This window comes from Arthrobacter ulcerisalmonis (genome assembly GCF_900609065.1).
Classification (GTDB): domain Bacteria; phylum Actinomycetota; class Actinomycetes; order Actinomycetales; family Micrococcaceae; genus Arthrobacter; species Arthrobacter ulcerisalmonis.
Map to the genome: position 1 here is coordinate 75,189 of NZ_UXAU01000009.1, position 19,830 is coordinate 95,018.

At 64.7% G+C, this 19,830-nt stretch carries 20 protein-coding genes; 11 read left to right on the forward strand and 9 right to left on the reverse strand.

The features are described 5' to 3' along the window. Positions 1–196 precede the first annotated feature (196 nt). The 3 genes from PSET11_RS00695 to PSET11_RS00705 all read left to right on the forward strand — a co-directional run bounded on the left by PSET11_RS00695 (position 197) and on the right by PSET11_RS00705 (position 3,746). Complete coding sequence (locus PSET11_RS00695; protein WP_124089751.1) at positions 197–1,096, forward strand: SDR family oxidoreductase; 900 nt, start codon at positions 197–199, stop codon at positions 1,094–1,096. A gap of 71 nt (positions 1,097–1,167) precedes the next feature. Further along, positions 1,168–1,461: a hypothetical protein gene (locus PSET11_RS00700; RefSeq protein WP_124089753.1), complete on the forward strand. Its 294-nt coding sequence runs from the start codon at positions 1,168–1,170 to the stop codon at positions 1,459–1,461. 86 nt (positions 1,462–1,547) lie between these two features. Further along, complete coding sequence (locus PSET11_RS00705; protein WP_124089755.1) at positions 1,548–3,746, forward strand: catalase; 2,199 nt, start codon at positions 1,548–1,550, stop codon at positions 3,744–3,746. 4 nt (positions 3,747–3,750) lie between these two features. Here the strand turns inward: PSET11_RS00705 and PSET11_RS00710 are convergent, their stop codons facing one another. From PSET11_RS00710 to PSET11_RS00720, 3 genes are all read right to left on the reverse strand, one after another. Further along, on the reverse strand, positions 3,751–4,905 hold the full coding sequence (locus PSET11_RS00710; RefSeq protein ID WP_124089757.1) for a glutathione-independent formaldehyde dehydrogenase: 1,155 nt from the start codon (positions 4,903–4,905) through the stop codon (positions 3,751–3,753). A gap of 22 nt (positions 4,906–4,927) precedes the next feature. Continuing rightward, positions 4,928–5,446, reverse strand: coding sequence for a hypothetical protein (locus tag PSET11_RS00715; RefSeq protein WP_124089759.1), 519 nt, complete (start codon positions 5,444–5,446; stop codon positions 4,928–4,930). Positions 5,447–5,507: 61 nt separating this feature from the next. Continuing rightward, on the reverse strand, positions 5,508–5,759 hold the full coding sequence (locus PSET11_RS00720) for a hypothetical protein (RefSeq protein ID WP_124089761.1): 252 nt from the start codon (positions 5,757–5,759) through the stop codon (positions 5,508–5,510). A gap of 334 nt (positions 5,760–6,093) precedes the next feature. Between PSET11_RS00720 and PSET11_RS00725 the strand changes: the two genes are divergently transcribed. Beyond that, positions 6,094–6,954: an SDR family NAD(P)-dependent oxidoreductase gene (locus tag PSET11_RS00725; RefSeq protein WP_124089763.1), complete on the forward strand. Its 861-nt coding sequence runs from the start codon at positions 6,094–6,096 to the stop codon at positions 6,952–6,954. 58 nt (positions 6,955–7,012) lie between these two features. On the opposite strand, the gene PSET11_RS00730 is transcribed toward PSET11_RS00725, so the two are convergent. Next, on the reverse strand, positions 7,013–8,365 hold the full coding sequence (locus tag PSET11_RS00730) for a uracil-xanthine permease family protein (protein WP_124089765.1): 1,353 nt from the start codon (positions 8,363–8,365) through the stop codon (positions 7,013–7,015). Positions 8,366–8,547: 182 nt separating this feature from the next. Here PSET11_RS00730 and PSET11_RS00735 point away from each other — a divergent pair, with 182 nt between their 5' ends. After that, entirely contained in the window at positions 8,548–9,153 is a 606-nt protein-coding gene (locus PSET11_RS00735) for a malonic semialdehyde reductase (RefSeq protein ID WP_124089767.1), read from the forward strand. 189 nt (positions 9,154–9,342) lie between these two features. Here the strand turns inward: PSET11_RS00735 and pgm are convergent, their stop codons facing one another. Then, a complete protein-coding gene (pgm, locus tag PSET11_RS00740) occupies positions 9,343–10,992 on the reverse strand; it encodes a phosphoglucomutase (alpha-D-glucose-1,6-bisphosphate-dependent) (protein WP_124089770.1) in 1,650 nt (549 codons plus the stop codon). 85 nt (positions 10,993–11,077) lie between these two features. Next, a complete protein-coding gene (locus PSET11_RS00745) occupies positions 11,078–11,953 on the reverse strand; it encodes a LysR family transcriptional regulator ArgP (protein WP_124089772.1) in 876 nt (291 codons plus the stop codon). 76 nt (positions 11,954–12,029) lie between these two features. On the opposite strand from PSET11_RS00745, the gene PSET11_RS00750 reads away from it, so the two are divergent. Then, positions 12,030–12,620 carry a LysE/ArgO family amino acid transporter gene (locus PSET11_RS00750; protein WP_238988975.1) on the forward strand — a complete coding sequence of 197 codons (591 nt, stop codon included), beginning with the start codon at positions 12,030–12,032 and terminating at the stop codon, positions 12,618–12,620. Positions 12,621–12,783: 163 nt separating this feature from the next. Next, positions 12,784–13,236 (forward strand): DUF4190 domain-containing protein, encoded by a 453-nt coding sequence (locus tag PSET11_RS00755; RefSeq protein ID WP_124089774.1) that lies wholly within the window; start codon positions 12,784–12,786, stop codon positions 13,234–13,236. A gap of 87 nt (positions 13,237–13,323) precedes the next feature. On the opposite strand, the gene PSET11_RS16785 is transcribed toward PSET11_RS00755, so the two are convergent. Beyond that, a complete protein-coding gene (locus tag PSET11_RS16785; protein WP_238988976.1) occupies positions 13,324–13,827 on the reverse strand; it encodes a LapA family protein in 504 nt (167 codons plus the stop codon). Positions 13,828–13,919: 92 nt separating this feature from the next. Continuing rightward, positions 13,920–15,326 (reverse strand): amidase, encoded by a 1,407-nt coding sequence (locus tag PSET11_RS00765; protein WP_124089777.1) that lies wholly within the window; start codon positions 15,324–15,326, stop codon positions 13,920–13,922. A 157-nt stretch (positions 15,327–15,483) separates the two neighbouring features. Here PSET11_RS00765 and PSET11_RS00770 point away from each other — a divergent pair, with 157 nt between their 5' ends. Both PSET11_RS00770 and PSET11_RS00775 read left to right on the forward strand, forming a co-directional pair. Next, complete coding sequence (locus PSET11_RS00770; protein WP_124089779.1) at positions 15,484–15,810, forward strand: rhodanese-like domain-containing protein; 327 nt, start codon at positions 15,484–15,486, stop codon at positions 15,808–15,810. Positions 15,811–15,921: 111 nt separating this feature from the next. Further along, a complete protein-coding gene (locus PSET11_RS00775) occupies positions 15,922–16,119 on the forward strand; it encodes a hypothetical protein (protein ID WP_124089781.1) in 198 nt (65 codons plus the stop codon). On the opposite strand, the gene PSET11_RS00780 is transcribed toward PSET11_RS00775, so the two are convergent. After that, a complete protein-coding gene (locus PSET11_RS00780; protein WP_124089783.1) occupies positions 16,116–17,186 on the reverse strand; it encodes a diacylglycerol/lipid kinase family protein in 1,071 nt (356 codons plus the stop codon). The two genes, PSET11_RS00775 and PSET11_RS00780, sit on opposite strands and share 4 nt — an antisense overlap. Before the next feature lie 89 nt (positions 17,187–17,275). Between PSET11_RS00780 and serS the strand changes: the two genes are divergently transcribed. Together serS and PSET11_RS00790 are read left to right on the forward strand one after the other, a co-directional pair. After that, a complete protein-coding gene (gene serS / locus PSET11_RS00785; RefSeq protein WP_124089785.1) occupies positions 17,276–18,556 on the forward strand; it encodes a serine--tRNA ligase in 1,281 nt (426 codons plus the stop codon). A gap of 211 nt (positions 18,557–18,767) precedes the next feature. Beyond that, positions 18,768–19,778 (forward strand): hypothetical protein, encoded by a 1,011-nt coding sequence (locus tag PSET11_RS00790; protein WP_238988977.1) that lies wholly within the window; start codon positions 18,768–18,770, stop codon positions 19,776–19,778. Positions 19,779–19,830: the final 52 nt, after the last annotated feature.

The window sequence follows — 19,830 nt, forward strand, 5'->3', positions numbered from 1 at the left end:
TTCTACTCTCTGCAGCATCATGTGGTCGAGTTTTCGGGGCGGGTGCGGCGCCCTTGAGGACCGTTTGAAAACAATTTGATAAGTTTACTGACTATTTTCGCCTGGATCGTAGACTTCGGCTCCCTGCCGGGGATAGCGTCGAAGAGGTGGGGGCTGGTCCGAGCTCCCACCCCTAACGAGCGAACAGGCGGACACCATGACTGAAGCACAGAAGCAGACCGACCAGCCGAAAGACCCCCGCAGCGAATACCACATAGGCCCCTTCCCCCGGCAGGAGCAGAAGCAGCCGGGACTCACGGCGGCCATGGATCCCACACCAGATCACGGTGAACTGAGCTACCAGGGCCATGGGCGGCTGGCAGGAAAAGCAGCACTGATCACCGGCGGCGACTCGGGGATTGGCAAGGCCGCGGCTATCGCCTTCGCCCGTGAGGGCGCGGATGTTGCCATCTCCTACCTCCCGGCCGAAGAAGATGACGCGCAGGACACCGCCGAGTGGATCCGGAAGGCCGGCCGCGAGGTCCTCCTGCTGCCCGGCGATGGCCGGGACGAAGACTTCAGCACCCGGATCGCAGACCAGACAGCCGAACAGTTCGGCCGGCTGGATGTGGTGGTCCTGAACGCCGGCTACCAGAAAAACAGGGAGGGCCTGGCAAACCTGGCCACCGAAGACTTCGACAGGGTCTTCAAGACCAACCTGTACTCCCTGCTATGGACGGCGCGGGCAGCTGTCCCGTACCTTAAGCCCGGAGCGTCCATCATCACCACCGCGTCCATCCAGGCCTTTGATCCCTCCCCGGAACTGATCGACTACGCCATGACCAAGGCCGCGCAGGTGGCGTTCACCAAGGCCCTGGCACAGGAGCTCGGTCCACAGGGAATCAGGGTCAACGCCGTGGCACCCGGACCGATCTGGACGCCGCTGATTCCAGCCACCGAATGGCCGGACAAGCTGCCCACCTTTGGCCAGGACACGCCTCTGGCGAGGGCAGGTCAACCAGCGGAACTGGCCGCCGCTTACGTGCTGCTTGCCTCTGATGAAGGCTCGTACATTTCCGGCGCCGTGCTTCCCGTGACGGGTGGCACCGGCCTCTAACCGCGGCGCTTCTTGTACCACCCGAAACTTTTGAACAACCCACCGTTTTCTACCAATCACCAGGAGGAATCATGACCAACGAAAACCAGCACACGGATCCCGAAGACGCTACCGGCGGTTACGGCACGCCCACTGCCGAGCAGGAAGCAGCCGGCGTTGACCAGCAGGCGCAGGAGGGGCAAGACACCATCCGCCCGTCGGCAGAGGCAGAGATCGACGAAGACAACGACGATTCCCAGGGCTCTGCCGCGGGTTCGTCAGAATCGGGCCAGGAAGCTGCCGGCATCCCCGACGGCAGCGGCAACGACCTTCGGCAGGAAGAATCCCCCAAGGACGATGACGGCGACGAATTCGCCGCTGGCTGACCTGTGCCTTGCCGGCAGGTGGGGTGCCAAGTGGCGCCCCACCTGCCGACCTTAATGCCACGCCATTTCTACATGAAGGAGCTGTCATGCCCGACTCAATACCCGGTGCTCCCGCCAGTGAGCCGCCAGCCCTTGAAGAGCCCACCACGCCGCGTGAGCCATTGCCGCCTAAGTCGGACCAGCAGGGTCCGGAGGCCGTCTCGCCGACAGGCACCCCTACTGGTGCGCCGCTGACTTCCCGAGCGCAATCCGGGCAGTTCCTGACCACGGCACAGGGCCTGCGCCTGGCAGACACTGACCAATCGCTGAAGGCCGGCCCACGAGGGCCCGTGTTGCTCCAGGACCATCACCTGCGGGAAAAGATCACCCACTTCGATCACGAGCGGATCCCCGAGCGCGTGGTTCACGCCCGGGGCGCCGGCGCTCACGGCGTCTTCCGTTCCTATGGGACAGCGGCCAACATCACGCGGGCAGGATTTCTGGCCAAGGACGCAGAAACACCCGTGTTTGTCCGCTTCTCCACCGTCCTCGGTTCGCGGGGTTCCGCAGACGCCGTCCGGGACACCCGGGGCTTCTCGACGAAGTTCTACACAGACGAGGGCGTCTACGACCTGGTGGGCAACAACATTCCGGTCTTCTTCATCCAGGACGGCATCAAGTTCCCCGATGTCATCCACGCCGCGAAGCCGCATCCGGACCGGGAAATTCCGCAGGCCCAGAGCGCCCATGACGCGTTCTGGGACTTCGTGTCCCTCCACACCGAGGCACAGGCGCACACCATGTGGAACATGTCTGATCGTGGTATTCCGCGGTCCTACCGGACCATGGAGGGTTTCGGCGTCCACACGTTCCGTCTGGTTGACGCTGCGGGCAAAACCACCCTGGTGAAGTTCCATTGGAAGCCGAAGCAGGGCGTGCACTCGCTGGTCTGGGAGGAAGCCCAGATCATCAACGGCATGGACCCCGACTTCCATCGGCGCGACTTGGCGGACGCCATTGAGTCTGGCGCCTATCCGCAGTGGGAACTGGGTATCCAGACATTCCCGGATACTGCGGATCAGATGTTCGAAGGCATCGACCTCCTGGATCCCACCAAGTTTGTGCCCGAGGAATTGGCGCCGGTCCAGCTCATTGGTTTGATGACGCTGAACGCCAATCCCACGAACTATTTTGCCGAAACTGAGCAGGTGGCGTTCCACCCGGGGCACTTGGTGCCGGGCATCGACGTCACCAACGATCCGCTCCTGCAGGTGCGGCTCTTTTCCTACCTCGATACGCAGATTTCGCGCCTGGGTGGTCCCAACTTCGCCCAGATTCCCATCAACCGGCCGCACGCTCCCATCAACGACATGCTCCGGGATGGGATGCATCAATCCGCCGTCCATGGCGGTGTGGCGCCCTATAAGCCCAACTCGTTGGATGGTGGCTGCCCGTTCCTGGCAGGACAGGATGTGGGTGCGTTCGTCGACGTGCCGGAGGAAGTCGCTGCGAGCATCAAGGAACGGCGCAACCCGGCCTCCTTCGACGATCACTACAGTCAGGCTCGGCTCTTCTTCCGCAGCATGACCCCGGTGGAGCAGGACCACATCATTCAGGCGTACACGTTTGAACTGGGCAAATGCTTCGAAACGGTCATCCGGGAACGGCAGCTCCTCGCGCTGGCAGCCATCGACGCCAGCCTTTGTGCCGCCGTGGCCGCCGGCCTTGGCCTGCCAGCGCCGGCCACCACCGAAGACGTGCCCGACGCCGAACCCAGCCCTGCGCTGTCACAGCTTGGCCAGGTTTGGCCGATCGCCGGCCGCGTCGTCGGCATCATCGCCGACACCGACAGCGACCTCGCCCAAGTGGCTGCCGCCAGCGCAGCGCTGACTGCCGCCGGCGTCGTGCCGTTGGTCATTGCGCCCGTGGGCGGAAAGCTGGGGACCGGAGACCAGGCTGTCACGGTGCAAAGGACGTTCCTGACGGCCCGCTCCACGGAGTTCGATGCGCTGATCGTGGCCGCCCGGGCTGAGCCTGCAGCGGATGCGCAGGTTGGCCTCGACGCCAAGGCGGGCGCGGGCGAACCAGGGGAAGCCGTCGATCCGCGGGTGGCGCTCCTGCTGTCGGAGGCATTCAGGCACGCGAAGGCAATCGGATCGTGGGGTACGGGGACCACCGTCATCGATGCTGCAGGGATCCCGCAGTCCGGCGCCGGCGTCGCGGTGGGCGAAGGGCCAGGCACGGTGGTGCCAGCAGTAGAAACACTGCTGGCGAGCCACCGGGTCTGGGAACGATTCCCCCGCTGAGTGGCTAGCTGCTGGCCAGTCCCGGCTTGATGAGGACCTTGGTCCAGCCGTCGGTGCGGTCGTCGAAGTTCTTGTAGGCGTCGACCGCGCCGTCCAGGGAGATCCGATGCGAAACGATCCAGGACGGATTGGCCTTCCCGGCTGAGATGAGGTCCCGCAGGTGCCGGTTATAACGCTTGACCGGCGCCTGCCCGTTGCCGAGGGTTTGACCCTTGAGCCAATGCATTCCGTAGTCCAGGGCAATCTTCCCTTCGGCCGCATCCTTGTTGGGGGCGCCCGGATCGGCCGGAAGGAAGACTCCCACTGATCCGATGCCACCCGTGAAGCGCACCGACTGGATGAGCCGATTCAGGGTCAACGCAGGGTCCTCCGTGCCTAGGTGGTCGTGGGCCTGATAGCCAACGCACTCGCAGCCACGGTCTGCGCCGAGGCCCTTCGTCTCGGCCAGCACAAACTCAACGGGGTCCACCTTTGAGTCGTCCACCGCGATCGCACCAATTTCCTCGGCCAGGCGCAGCCGGTCAGGGTGTCGGTCCACCACCATGATCTTGGCGGCTCCCTTGATCTTGGCTGAGAGTGCAGCCATCAGGCCCACCGGACCGGCACCATAAATGACCACCGAATCACCGGGAATCACGCCTGCCATCTCGGTGGCGTGGTAGCCGGTGGGGAAAATGTCGGACAACATGACGTAGTCATCTTCCTTGTCCGCAGCATCTTCGCCCAACCGCAGCGCATTGTGGTCACCGTAGGGGACGCGGAGGTATTCCGCCTGGCCACCGCCGAACTCTCCCATACCGGCGAACCCATAAGCCGCGCCCGCCTTGGCAGGATCCGGCTGGTTGGTGAGGCAGTAATTGGTGTAGCCGCGCTCGCAGTTCTGGCAGAAGCCGCACGAGATGTTGAACGGCAGGACCACCCGGTCGCCTTTCTTGACCTTGTCGACGCCGTTGCCCACTTCAATGACTTCACCCATGTTTTCGTGGCCAAAGGTGCGTCCGGGCTCAAAGTCGGTCCGGCCCTCATACATGTGCAGGTCGGAGCCGCAGATGTTGGTGGTGGTGATCTTCACCAGGATGTCGGTGGGCCGCTCAATTTTGGCATCGGGGACGTCTTTCACGCTGATGTCCTTGGGGCCTTCGTAAACTACTGCTTTCATGGCAATACTCCTTCGAAAGGTTTTACTTCTCGGGTGGCTTGGTGCTGAAACCGATGGTGCGCTGCTGGGCGTGGAGATCGTCGAGTGTCCCCAGTTGTTGGCGGGCGAGGTCTTCGAGGTCCTGGAACTTGCTTTGTTCGAGTTCCAGTTGTGGCGACAAATCCCGGAGGGTGCGCCACAGGCCGATCTTGCCCACTACTGCCGATCGCATGAGCTCGATTTCGATGACCGGCGTCAAGGGGGAGGTGCTGAGAATGCGGCCATTGAGCTTCAGCCGGCCAAGTTTCTCACCAAGCCCCGCGAGCACCTGGTGACCCAACCGCCGTCGAAAGCCCAAGGCTTCGATCAGGGCGGCCAGCGTCTGGTGCTCGTCGTTGATCTGTCCGGCCAGCTTCACCAGGGCCGAACCCATGGGGCGGCCCTGGTACCGGTGGGCCATGTTGGCGCTCCGGTCCCTGCCAGCAGTGGCGCCGGCAAGGTGGTCAGTGAGGTAGATCTGCAGCAGTTTCGGGTCTATGGACGTAGCTATTTTGGGGTGCATGACGTCGTTCCTTCGAGGAAATGGTGCTGGGCTGCTGTGACTAGGGAGCCGACAGGGGTGCTCAGTCCGTTGCGCTGGTGCGCGGCAGGTCCATCTGGAATCCGCACGCGCAACGGAGGATCCGGAGTGGGCTGCGTTCGGCCGTGCCAGCGTGTGCTGTGGCCTTCAGGTCCAGCGGCTTGACGGCCATAGGCTCGCCACAATGGATAAATTTTCCCGCCAATTTGAGGACCGCGGGTTCGTCGTGGCTGGTGGTTAGCCGCGGAGCGGTAGCCGGTTGAGGCGTTGAGGTTTCGGGCTGGACGATTGTCACGCGTGCGCCCGGAAGATGCTGGCGTTCATCGGAAATGTTCTCCTGATGCTTGCGGGGAGATGTGCCGCCGTTTGGCTACAGCGGCCGATGCCTCGGGTCCCGCATTCCCCAGACCATCCATTGGATGAAGGGGGAACCGCCGTGCACGGTAGGAAAAACTCTACATTGTAGACGTTACGCGTAGACGGAGTTTAAGGCAAGGGCGGCAGCTCTGACTGGCCGTTCGCAGCAGCCCGCGGAGGAGTTCAGGCTGGTCAGGGCGTCCACTTCGCGGGCAAGGCGGCGTAAAGTCGCACATGCGCCCAGCCGCTCCAGTCAACTGTTAGGACCAGCAATGACCACCAAGGACTCCTCAGCCGCAAAAACCGTTCTCATCACTGGCACCTCAACGGGAATCGGCCTCGCCACAGCGGTTGCGGCTGCTCAGGCCGGCTGGACCACGGTGGCGACCCTGCGTGACCCGGACCGGGCGCAAGGACTCCGCGAAGCTGCCGCGGCGGCCGGGGTCAGCCTGGATATCCGTGCCCTGGACGTTACGGATCCGGCCGCCGTCGAGCGTGAAATCGCCTACTGCATCGATACGTACGGGCAGTTGGACGCGCTGGTGAACAATGCGGGCCGGGCAGTTTTGGGCACCACTGAGCTGCTGCCCATGGCCGATTTCCGGCTGTCCATGGAGGTCAACTTCTTCGGCGTGGTGGCGTTGACCCAGGCCGCGCTGCCGCACTTGCGGGCCAGTGGCGGCCGGGTGATCACCGTCAGTTCGGTGGGCGGGGTGGTGGGCCAACCGTTCAATGAGGCCTACTGCGCTGCGAAATTCGCCGTCGAAGGCTTCATGGAGAGCTTGCAGCCCGTTGCCGCAACGGTAGGAGTGGGCGTGCACATCATCGAACCCGGCGCGGTGTCCAGCGAGTTCGTTGCCAACGCCGGGATCGACGCCGAGGCCCTCATCGCGCAGGCGGGTGCCTACCAGCCCGCCGTCTCCGCCTACCTGGCCCGCACCACCCGCCAGTTCGCCAGCAGCAACGCCCAGATCCCCGTAGACGTCGCAACAACCATCCTCGGCGCCATGACGGACGCTGCGCCGGCCTTCCGGATCCAGACCTCCGCCTGGGCCACCGATTTTGTCGGAGCCAAGATCAGCGATCTCGACGGCGGCGCGGTCACCGGGATGACGGCCGGCTGGGTGGCCTGAGGGACGTTGCGGGCGGCGGCCAAGATGCAGCCGCCCGCCAGGTTTTTGATGCTGGCTGCTATCGCTTCTTTCCGGCGCGCTTGGCTGCAGCATTGACGGCCGCCTTGACTGAGGGTGGGACCACGGCCGGTTCGGTCTCCGGCTCGGCTACGGTGCCCCGCCAGCGGGCCAAGGCCCGCATGCCGTGGTAAATCACCAGGGCGGCGGCGGAGCCCAGCGCGATTCCGGTGAAGGTCAGTTCGCCGATGTTCCACGTGTAGTCGGCAATGCCGATGATCAGCGCGACGGCGGCCGTGGTCAGGTTGATCGGGTTGGCGAAGTTCACCTTGTTCTGGACCCAGATTTTGACGCCCAGGATGCCGATCATCCCGTACAGCATGGTGGCTGCGCCGCCCAGGACGCCCGCCGGAACGGTGGCAATCAGTTCGCCGAACTTGGGTGAGAAGCTCAAAAGGATGGCGAACGCGCCGGCAACCCAATACGCCGCCGTCGAATAGACCTTGGTGGCGGCCATGACGCCGATATTTTCCGCGTACGTGGTGGTGCCGGAACCGCCGCCGAATCCGGCGAGGACTGTTGCGGCGCCGTCGGCCATCAATGCCCGTCCGGAGACGCCATCAAGGTTCTGTCCGGTCATCGCTGCCACCGACTTCACGTGGCCGATGTTTTCGGCCACGAGCACCAAGACCACCGGGACGAACAAGCCCAGGACGCCGATGTGGAACTCGGGCGTCTGGAAATGCGGCAGTCCGATCCAGGCAGCAGCATCCACTTTCTCGAAGGTCACCTCACCGCGCAGCATGGCCACGAGGTAGCCAGCCACCACACCTACCAGGATGCTGAGACGGCCCAGGATGCCGCGGAACAGGACGCTGACCAGGATGATCGTTGCGAGGGTGACGACGGCGGTGATAGGCGCCTTGTCGAAGTTGGCCTTGGCGGCCGGTGCCAGGTTGAGGCCGATCAGCGCGACGATGGCGCCGGTGATGATCGGTGGCATGAGCCGGTTGATCCAGCCTGCACCGAATTTCTGCACCACTGCGCCCACGAGGGCGAGGGTTGCGCCGGCCATGACCACGCCGCCCAGAGCGCCAGGGATGCCGAATTGCGCCTGCGACGCGGTGATCGGCGCGATGAAGGCAAAGCTTGAGCCCAGGTAGCTGGGGACCTTGCCGCGCGTCAGGACCAGGAACAGCAGGGTGCCGATGCCCGAGAACAACAGGGTGGTGGCGGGTGGCATGCCGGTGATGATGGGGACCAGGAAGGTGGCTCCAAACATGGCCACCACGTGCTGCATGCCCACGCCGATGGTCAGCGGCCAGGCCAGTCGCTCACCCGGGGCCACCACCTGGCCAGGCTTGATGGACTTGCCGTTGCCGTGCAACGTCCAGCTGAATCCGAGCATGCTCATGGGCGGAGACCTTTCGAGGGAGGGTGTCGCGGTGCGATGGACCGGTCACCAGAATATCCCGCGGTGTTGATGTGGCGAACGTCACCGTGTCCCTGGGAAGAAATACCAGGAACTTGAAGTTGCAAGTATTAGATCCGACAAGCCCACCCCACCAGCGGGGCGGCACTGCGAAAGGAAAGCCAATGACCATTGCCCACGAAGAAGCCGTCATCGATTCGGCAGCCGTCGACGCGATTTTCGCCGAAGCCCGCACCGCAAACACGTTCGTCGGTGAAGTCACCGAGGACCAGGCCCGTGCCATCTACGAACTGACCAAGTTTGGGCCCACCGCTTTCAACTCCCAGCCGCTCCGCGTGACGTACGTCCGCTCTGCCGAGGCCCGCGCCAAGCTCGTTGGCGCCCTCGCCAATGGCAACAAGGCCAAGACCGCAGCCGCCCCGCTTGTAGCCGTCCTCAGCTACGACACCGACTGGGCCGGCCAATGGGATGAATTCCTCCCCGGCTACAACGCCCCCAAGGCCATGTACGACGCCGATCCCGCCCTGGCCGCAGCCACCGGCAACAACAACGCCCACCTGCAGGCTGGCTACTTCATCCTGGCGGTCCGCTCCCTCGGCTTCTCCGCGGGACCGATGACCGGCGCCAACTTCGACGCCATCGACGCCGAGTTCTTCCCGGCCGGCGAGCAGAAGAGCTTCCTGGTAGTCAACATCGGCCAGGCTGCCGCTGACGCCTGGGGCGAAGCCAAGCCCAAGTTCGCCTACGACGATGTTGTCCGCACCGTCTAACCCTCCCGGAGCTTTTACGGCCAAACCGGCCACCCTCCCGGAGCTGTTACGGCCAAACCGGCCACCCTCCCGGAGCTGTTACGGGCCAACGGGCCACCCTCCCGGAGCTTTTGAATTAAACGGCAAGCCTCCCGCAGAGATCTGCGGGAGGCTTGCCGTTTAAGCCGTCACAAGTCCGGGGGGGGGGTGCTAGCCGATGACGCCGTCCACGAGCGCTTTCGCCTCGGCCTGCACCAACTTCAGGTGGTCCTCGCCCTTGAAGGACTCGGCGTAGATTTTGTAGACATCTTCGGTGCCGGAGGGCCGGGCGGCGAACCAGGCGTTTTCGGTCACCACTTTCAGGCCGCCAATGGCTGCCCCGTTGCCGGGCGCCTCGGTCAGCTTGGCGGTGATGGCCTCGCCAGCAAGTTCGGTGGCAGTGACATCTGCGGAGGACAGCTTGCCCAGCGCGGACTTCTGCTCGCGCGTTGCTGCGGCATCAATCCGGGCGTAGACGGGGGCGCCGAACTGATCCGTCAGGCCTTTGTACAGCTGCGACGGCGACTTGCCGGTGACGGCGGTGATCTCAGAGGCCAGCAAGGCCAACAGGATGCCGTCCTTGTCGGTGGTCCAGACGCTGCCGTCTTTCTTGTTGAAGGACGCGCCGGCAGACTCTTCGCCGCCGAAGGCTCCCTCGCCGGAGAGCAGGCCCGGGACGAACCACTTGAAGCCCACCGGGACCTCCACCAGCTTGCGTCCCAGGCTCTCGGCTACCCGGTCGATGATGGAAGACGAAACCAGCGTCTTGCCCACCACCGACGCCGGATTCCAGCCCTCGCGGTTCCGGTAAAGGTAGTCGATGGCCACGGCCAGGTAGTGGTTGGGGTTCATCAGGCCGGCGTCCGGGGTGACAATGCCATGCCGATCGGCGTCGGCGTCATTACCGGTGGCGATATCGAACGAGGCGCCTCCGGACATCCGATTAATCAGCGAGGCCATAGCGGAGGGAGAGGAGCAGTCCATCCGGATCTTCTCGTCCCAGTCCAGCGTCATGAACGCCCACTGCGGATCCACCGTGGGATTCACCACGGTGAGGTCCAAGTGGTGGCGCTCGCCGATCTCGCCCCAATAATCCACGGCCGCGCCACCCATGGGGTCGGCTCCGATCCGGACGCCAGCGTCACGGATGGCGTCCAGGTTTAGTACTGACGGGAGATCGTCAACGTAGCTGCTGAGGAAATCGAATTTGTCGGTGGTGTCCGCAGCCAGTGCGTCAGCCAACGGGATGCGCTTGATGCCGCGGAGGTCAGCTTCGAGGAGTTGGTTGGCTCGGTTGGCGATCCAGCCTGTGGCATCGGAGTCGGCCGGGCCGCCGTGGGGCGGGTTGTACTTGAAGCCACCGTCACCCGGCGGATTGTGGCTGGGGGTGACCACGATGCCGTCCGCTTCGGGCGAGCCGGGGGCGCGATTGTTGTTGTAGGAGAGGATGGCGTGGCTGAGCGCCGGGGTGGGCGTGTAGCCGTGCCGGGCATCCAAGAGGACGTGGACTCCGTTGGCCGCCAAGACTTCCATGGCCGAGTTCTGCGCTGGTTCGCTCAGCGCGTGGGTGTCCTTGGCCAGGAACAACGGACCGGTAATGCCTTGGCCGGCACGATATTCCACGATCGCCTGCGTGATGGCGACAATGTGTTTTTCGTTGAATGAGGCCTTGAGGCTGGAACCACGGTGCCCGGAGGTGCCGAATGCCACCCGCTGCCCTGGATCTCCCAAGTCCGGTGAAACGTCGTAGTACGCGTCGAGAAGCGCGGTGATGTCAACAAGGTCCTGGGGTAGGGCAACTGTGCCCGCTCGGCTAGCCATGGGACCAGCATGCCAGAACCGCGCCCGAGTCAAAATGGTAGGCCCACATTGCGGTCCCTGTGACGGCGGCACAACTGCTCTCCGGTCAGCTCGCCCGAAGCTTCTTCCGGGCGGTGTCCCGCACCGCTTCGCCCATCCGGTGGAGCCGCGCCGAGTCCAGCGACCAGGATTGCCAGTGCAGCGGCACGTCCTCGTGGGTGTTTCGGCCGAGCCTGACCAGCGTTCCCTCTGCCAGTTCATTCCCGAGCTGCAGTTCGGGAAGCATTCCCCAGCCCAGGCCGGCCTTGATGGCTGCGAGGAAACCTTCCGACGACGGGACAGTGTGGGTGGGCGGGCTCTGCTCCACTCCCTTCGCCGTGAGCAGCGCGCGCTGCAGGGTGTCCTTGACGTTGAATTTCAGGACCGGCATCCTGGCCCAGCCCACTGTGCTGCCCTTGGTGAACCGCCGGTGCAGGCTGGCCGAAGCCACCGGGATGTACCGCATGTGCCCCAGCAGCTCCACCCGGCAACCACTCACGGGGACGGGGTCGGAGGTGATGGCGCCCATGACGTCGCCCTGGCGCAGGAGCTGGCTGCTGAAACCCTGGTCCTCGACGCGAAGGTCCAGGGTGGTGTCCTGCCAGGTGGCGGCCACGGCGAGGACGGGTACGAACCAGGTGGCCAGCGAATCGGCGTTGATTGCCACCGGGAGGACGGCGCGGGAGGCGGCAGTGGTTCCCAGCGCGGTTGACGCCTCAGCCTCGAGCACCTGTACCTGACGGGCCATCCGGAGCAGTACGGTCCCGGCCTCGGTGGGGACGCAGGGGACCCGCCGGCGCACCAGGACCTGCCCTGTCGACGCCTCCAGCGCCTTGATGCGCTGGCTGACGGCGGACGGGGTGACGCGGAGAATGTCTGCAGCGGCCTCGAAAGTGCCCTCGTCAATGACGGCCATCAGCGCACGAAGATGTTCGAGATTCATGAAGAGATTCTAATGGCACCCAAGAATCAATCGTTTGTCTTCACATGCTGCGCTCCGTACCGTCGAGTGCATGCTGATGACAGGAATCACTGGGATGTTGACGGGGCTGGCGCTGATTGTGGCCATTGGCGCCCAGAATGCCTTCGTGCTCCGACAGGGTGTCCGCCGCGAACACATCGGCGCAGTTGTTGCCGTGTGCATGATCGGTGATGCTGCCCTGATTCTGGGCGGGACCGCCGGAATTGGCGCTTTGGTGTACCGCTTTCCCCAAGCCCTCGACGTTCTTCGCTGGGGTGGGGCGGCCTACCTGGTCTGGTTCGCAGTGCGCTCCTTCATGTCGGCGCTGAACCCTTCCGCCCTGGAGCAAAGTGCACCCCGGTCCAAGGGCTCCGTGGTGGCGAGCACGGTGGCGCTGACCTTCCTGAACCCCCACGTCTATCTGGACACGGTGGTGCTCCTGGGCAGTCTGGCAAACCAACAGGGTCCGGATCTCAGGTGGGTTTTCGCCGGCGGGGCCGTTGCCGGCAGCGTGGTGTGGTTTTCGGCGTTGGGGTACGGTGCCCGGGCGTTGTCCGGAGTGTTGGGCAATCCGCGCACCTGGCGATACCTCGATTTTGGGATTGGTCTCGTCATGCTGGGCCTTGCTGCCAAGCTGTTGCTTTCCTGACGGCGTCCGAAAAGTCGCCGCAGGCGCTAGGCTGGGAGCATCATTTTAGGGGGACCCCACGACTGACCAGCCTTCCCAGCGTCCTGATCCGCAGTGGCGCGACTCGTCAAACAGCGAGGGCACTCCGCCCGCGCCGCCGTCGGGGTATGAACCGCCGCAGTTCATGCCGCCGTACACGTCCAGCGCGCCCGGCGGCGTGCCACCGTATGGCTCCAACGTGCCGCCACCGCTATATCAGCAGAACAACTATCCCGCTCAGCCGGGCGCGTTTGGCAACCAATACGGGAACCAATATCCGCAGCAGTACGCCTACGGGCACCGGCCCAACTCCTACGTGCAGGCTGGTTACTACGGCGCGGTGCCGCAAGCCAGGGGCCTGAGCATCACCAGCCTCGTCAGTGGGATTGTCTCGTTCCTGATGGGTTGGCTGCTGGTGCCGCCGCTGGTGGCCATCATCACCGGGCACCTGGCCCTCAGGCGTGAACCCCTGGGCAAGGGCATGGCGATCGCCGGTCTGGTCCTGGGCTACCTTTGCCTGCTGGTTTACGGTGCGTTCTGGATTCTGGTGGCCATTGGATTGGCGTTCCTGGAATCTGCGTCATACGTCAACGCTTAGGGCTGCAGTCCTAAGCTTGTTCGCAGGTCCTGGCCTTGAAGGCTCTATGCTGCGAACAAGCTTAGGATCGGGGCGGCGAGTCCCTGCCTAGCGGCGATTCTTCGCCCGGGCCCGGTGCGCCGACGCACGGAGCTGCAGGATCCGAACCCCACCAGCAGCTGCCACCAGCACGCCACCGGTCACGCTGGCGATGAACAGCGCCATCCCCAGCGGCAGTTCGCCGCGCAGGCCAAAGTACTGGACCAGCACCCGGTCCTGGTTCTGCAGGATGAAGATAATCAAGAGGATCAGCAAGACCAGGGAAGCCACGACGGCGGCCCACACCACGCCGGCGCGGGTCACCTTCGGCTCCTCGGCTGGCCGAGCCTCGGCAGGATGCGACTTCGCGGGCCGGGTCTCGGCCAGCTGATCGTCGGCTGGACGCGCTTCGGTGCTGCCGGGCTCATACGACGGAGGCAGATCCGTGTGGGAATCTTGCTGGCCCGGAACGGCCGGCCCGTGGTCTGGCACCGCAGGCACGTACTCAGCAGGCTCCTGTCCGTTGGGATCGGGCTGGCCGCCTGTGCCGGGCGTGTACTGTCCAGAGCTCATGGTGTTCCCTTTATTCGTTGCCAGTGTGCCTGCTATGAACTCTAGTTTGCTGCGAGGGTGCAGCTTGGCGCCGCGCCGACTTCTCGCCGCCGCTAGAACCCCAGTTGGCGCCCCAGCTGAAGCAGCAGCAGCTCGGAACCCCTTGGCCCTACCAGCTGGATGCCCATGGGAAGACCCGCGCCCGGTGTGGCGCCGGTCCAATGCACGGGCAAGGTGATGGCGGGGAGCCCGCATACGTTCACCATCGAGGACCAGGGGGCGAATTCGCACTGTTTCCGGTAGTCGCCGTCGGCGTCCCCAGGCCAGTGCGCTGAGGGCCAGCGCTCGTCGCCGTGCACGGTCCCGGTGAACCAGCCTACGGGCCGGGGAGTTTGCGCCAGTGCCGGCATCAGCATGAGGTCCCATTGCGCGTACTGGGCGATCGTGTCGTGCTCGAAGGTCCGCAGGAGTGCCATGGCTTCCTGCAGCTTGGCGGGGCTGCGCTGCTGCGCCCGCCGTCGGAAGGTCCGGGTCAGCGGTGCCAGCAGCGCCTCGCGGGCTGGGCTGATCCGGGCCGCGCCAACCCCGGCCGTCCAGGCAGTGGTGAAGGCATCGGGGTAGCGGTTGTCGTAGCGGATCTCGGCGGTATCGAGCACGTGGCCAGCTTGCGCCAGCAGCTTTTCGCCGGCGGCCAGGGCGGCGAGGGCCTCGGGTTCGACGGCGAACGGGAACGTCCCGGACCACGGACTGTCCAGCGTCACCCCAATTCGTAGCGGTCGCGGTGCGCTGTCCACGTCGCGGAGGTACGTGGCGCCCGGGATCATCGCGTCCAACATGAGCGCGGCGTCGGCAGTAGTTCTGGCGAGCGGCCCCGGAACCACCAGTCGGGCCGGATCGCCGGCGCTGGGTTCGGCGCTGACGGCACCTCGGCCGGGTTTGAGCCCCACCAACCCGCACGCTGCCGCGGGAATCCGAACCGACCCGCCGCCGTCGGACCCTGGCGCAAACGGCAGCAACCCTGCCGCCACGGCCGCCGCACTCCCGCCCGAGGACCCGCCGGAGCTGCGGCTGATGCCGAAAGGATTGCGCGACGGCGGCGCGATCAGGTTCTCGCTGTAGGCCGTCAGTCCGAATTCGGGTACTTGAGTCTTTCCGAGGGAGATGGCACCTGCGGTCCGGAACTGGGACACCAAGGGAGCGTCGGTGGGGGCGGGCCGGTGTTCCAGGGCGGCGCTGCCGTGGGTGGTCACTACGCCAGCCACGTCGGTGAGGTCTTTGAACGCCAGTGGCATGCCGTGCAGGAGTGGCAGGTCTTCAGGCTGGGACCGGGCGTGGAGTTCATCTGCCGCCCGCGCCGCGGCCATCGCGTCCTCGGCCGTAACGATGACGAAGGCGCCCAGGAGCTTGTTTTTCGCCTCAATGCGGGCCAGAAAGTGGGACGTGGCCTCAACGGCCGAGACCTGGCCGGTGCGCAGCAGGTCCCGCAGTTCCACAGCTGGTACCTCGTGCAGGTCAGCCATGAGGCAGTTGGCTCGCCGGGATACCAGAGAATGGGGGTGCGGTAATGGCGTCCTCCTGGTCAGTTCCCCAGAAGCCTAACGTGTTGGCTGCCGGGTGGAGCGGGCTCGCAGCGGCTAGGCTTAATGCTGACCTCGATCTGCCACGACAGGATTCCCCATGAGCGACTTTGAAACCGTCTCCGTCAATGACATTCCCGCCGATGCTGCCGTCCTTGACGTCCGCGAGGACTACGAGTGGGTGGCAGGCCATGCGGAGGGGGCGCTGCATATCCCGTTGGACCAGTTGCCCGAGCGGGTAACGGAACTGGACCCTGACCAGGACCTCTATGTGATCTGCCGGACCGGCGGCCGCTCTTTCCGGGCCGCGCAATGGCTGACCGGCCAGGGCTACGCTGCGTTCAACGTTGCGGGCGGCATGGATCAGTGGCTGGAAAACGGCAAGCCGCTGATCTCGGATAACGGCCTGAAGCCGCTGGTGCTTTGAGTTTGGGCGGGTAGCGAGGCACCGCCGGTTCAGCGATACTTCCCCGGCCGGAAAACAGTGCGTATGCTTACTTGATTATTACGGGGACAACCCCCGACGAAGGGAATGGCCATGACTGCCAACAGCACCGATGACGGCCAAGGAATGATCGTCAACCCCAAGCCTGCCGCTGACAACCAGGACTGGGACGGCGACGACGCCGACCGTGCGGACCGCCTGCGCTTCGAAGAGGAGCAGGAAATGATCCGCGAGCAGTCCGAGGCTCGGGCAGCCGCGAAAGCTGCCGCAGCGAAAGAAGCGGACAGCTAAAGAGCCGCCTTGGGCATGGCGCCCTTCACCCTGATCAACAGCGACTGCGGTTTCACCTGCACGGTGAGCCGGGTCGCCAAGCCGGACGTATCGCCGTCGAGCTGTGTGGGCATGGGTTCGGGGCACTTGATGACCACCCGGCCGGAACGGTAGACCGTCATGATGGGCAGCCTGCCGCTGAGCTTGAACAGGATTTTCAGGTACATCAGCAGCCAGCCGATGGCGCTGCGGGGGCTCATGACCACCACGTCGAGCATGCCGTCGTCGATCATGGCTTGCGGGATGAAGTCGATGCCACCTGGGACCAGTCCGCAGTTGACGAACATGACGCTGCGGATCTTCCGTACTTGCTCGGCGCTGCCGTCCAAGGAGATCGAGACCTTCTTGCGACGGCCCGGCAGATGCCGTACCCCCGATTCGGTGTAGGCGAGCCAGCCCACGGCTTTCTTGAGCCCATCGTTGGTGTCGGCGAGCACCTCGGCGTCCAATCCCATGCCCGCGATCACCAGGAACAGGTGCTCCGACGAATGCCCGGTGTGTGAGTTTTCGATGCCCATCCGGGCTGTGTCGATATACCGCTGTGGACCGAAGAGGGCTGTCTGGACGTTGCCATAGAGATCGTTGACGTCCAGGTCCACGTTGCGGGCCAACAGGTTCCCGGTTCCCAACGGGATCAGCCCCATGGCCACTTCACTGTGCGCCAACGACTCGGCGGCTACGCGTACTGTTCCGTCACCGCCGCCCACCAACACCACGTCGGGTTTGTGCGCCAGGGCTGCCTTGACCTGTGAGTAGCCGGGATCCTCTGCCGTGGTTTCGAAAAATACCGGCTCGTCCCAACCCGCTGTGTGGCACGCGCGCTGGATGGTGGCCTTGGCCTCCTCCGCCCGTGACTTGATGGGGTTGAGGATGACCGCCACGCGTTGTTGCCGCAGCCCTGAGTCGTGCGGTTCGCCACCCACTGCGCTGCGCATATGGAGGGCTTTGAGGCGCCGGACACCCCACCAGCTGGAAACGGCAAACGCCAGGGCGGCCGCCGCCACTACATACAGAATCCAGTCACTCATGGTGGTTCAACAGTAGCCCGACGGCGGCCTGGCCAGCGCGTCATCCCCGGCCGCCCGCCGTCGTGCGCGGGATTGGATACCCTTGGGAGGTGATCGACGTAAAAGACCTCAGCGAAAACCCGGATAAATTCCGTGCCAGCCAGCGCGCCCGCGGCGCCGACGAATCAGTGGTGGATGCGATCATCGCCGCTGATTCCGAGCGTAAGGCGGCGCTGATCCGCTTCGAAAACCTGCGCGCCGAGCAGAACGTGTTTGGCAAGAAGGTGGCCCAGGCCAAGGGCGAGGAAAAGCAGGCGCTGCTCGCGGAGGTCCGTGAACTGGCCAACTCCGTCAAGGCAGCATCCGCCGAGGCCGACGCCGCCCAGGCCACGCAGGAGGAACTGCTCCGCACCGTCCCCAACCTGGTGGAAGACGGTGTGCCGGAGGGCGGCGAGGACGACTATGTGGTGGTCAAGACCGTTGGTACGCCTCGCGAATTCCCCGACTTCGAGCCGCGCGACCACCTGGAAATCGGTGAGCTGATCGGCGCGATCGACATGGAGCGCGGCGCCAAAGTCTCCGGCTCGCGCTTCTACTTCCTCCGCGGCGTTGGTGCCCGGCTGGAAATGGCCCTGTTGCAGATGGCCATGGAACAGGCCATCGACGCCGGCTTCGTACCCATGATCACTCCCACTTTGGTGCGCCCGGAAACCATGCAGGGCACCGGATTCGATGTGAAGCACGACGCCGAGATCTACCGTCTTGCCGAAGACGACCTTTACCTGGTGGGCACCTCAGAGGTGGCGCTCGCTGGATACCACGCGGACGAAATCCTGGACCTGACCTCCGGCCCGATCCGCTTCGCCGGGCAGAGCTCCTGCTACCGGCGCGAGGCTGGCTCGCACGGCAAGGACACCCGCGGCATCATTCGCGTCCACCAGTTCAACAAGGTGGAAATGTTCATCTACACCACTGTTGAGGAAGCCGCTGCCGAGCACGCGCGGCTGCTCGCCTGGGAAGAGGAGATGCTGGCCAAATGCGAGCTGCCCTACCGGGTGATCGATACTGCCGCCGGTGACCTGGGCATGTCCGCTGCCCGCAAGTTCGACTGCGAAGCCTGGGTACCCACCCAGGGCGCCTACCGCGAGCTCACGTCCACCTCCAACTGCACCACGTTCCAGGCCCGCCGCCTGAACATCCGGGAACGGACGGTCAACGCCGAGGGCGTCGCGAAGGGCACCCGCGCCGTGGCCACCCTCAACGGCACACTGGCTACCACCCGCTGGATCGTGGCCATCCTGGAGCACCACCAGAACCCAGACGGCTCCGTCACCGTCCCCAAGGCGCTGCAGAAGTACCTTGGCGGGCTTGAGGTGCTGCCAGTTCTGTAGGGCTCTGTTATGGGAGCTACCTTCCGCCGGTCCTAAGCTTGTTCGCTGCTCAGAGCCTTGAAGGCTAGGTTTCGCGAACAAGCTTAGGATTCGAGCCGGCTGCGGGCTTGGCGGGGTCTTGCCGCGGGCTCACTCTTCCTCCACCGCCGGGTTGTCCACATAACGACGGCGGACCTCGGTTGGGTGCCACGGTGACGGGCAGTCTTGGGGAATGAAAGTTCCACCTGGCCTGATCGACTCAGCTGCGCTTGTTCGCGCTGGGCGGGGCACTGACCACATCAGCCGGTCATTCCGGGAGGGTCGGCTGGTCCGGATCCGCCGCGGGTTTTATGTGGGCATCGAGGACTGGAATCGAGCGCTTCCTTTGCGCCGGTTTGCCTGGACCGCTGCGGCCATCTCACGCTCAATTCCCTATGCGGTGCTCTGTGGAGAATCAGCCATCCTGGCGAGTGGGCTCGACGTTCTGGGCGCGCCTGCATGCGTGGAGCTTGCCACGTCTTTTCCGGGGCGTAGCGGCCTGCGGAGGTCCCCTTTCATGGTCCTGGGCGACGGGCCAGCTGTGCAGGAAGCCAGGCGCAATCGCAGCTACCCGCTCCGGTACCGTCTCCAACCACCCCGGGTTGAGGCACCTGTCCAGAGTGGGGAGTTCCAGTGCGAGGGCCTCTTGCCGGCCGTGGTGGATGTCATGGCTACTGAACCGCTCAGCAAGGCGCTGGTGGTGGCTGATGGTGCCGCCCGCATCTTCCGTGCCGATGGGTTCATCCCCATGTGCGGTTCCTTGGCGGATGCGCCGGGCCTGCAGGAGTTGGTCGCAGCGCAACCTTCTGCGTCGGCGCAGGCGCGGGCCCATCGGGTGGCGGCCCTGGCCAGCCCGCTGGTCGAGTCTGTGGGGGAGTCCTTCAGCCGTGCCGTCTTCGAAACCCTTGGCTTTGACCAACCAAACCTCCAGCAGAACTTCCAGGATCGGCAGGGTTTCGTTGGCCGAAGCGACTTCTGGTGGCCAGGCGCCAACCTGGTGGGGAGTTCGACGGCAAGCAGAAGTACATCGAAGCAGCCCGTCTCGCCAGAATCAGCACCGAGGAAGCCGTCTACCGGGAGAAACTCCGCGAGGACCGGATCCGGGCGCTGGGCCACGGCTTTGTCCGCTGGGGCTGGGCGGATCTCGCGGCAGCCGACCGCCCAAGCGGCTTCGGTTAACACTCACACCGTGGACAACCTGTGAGTATTAACCGGACGTTCAACTGTGCTGTGGCGGGCGTCCTAGCAAGGTCCTT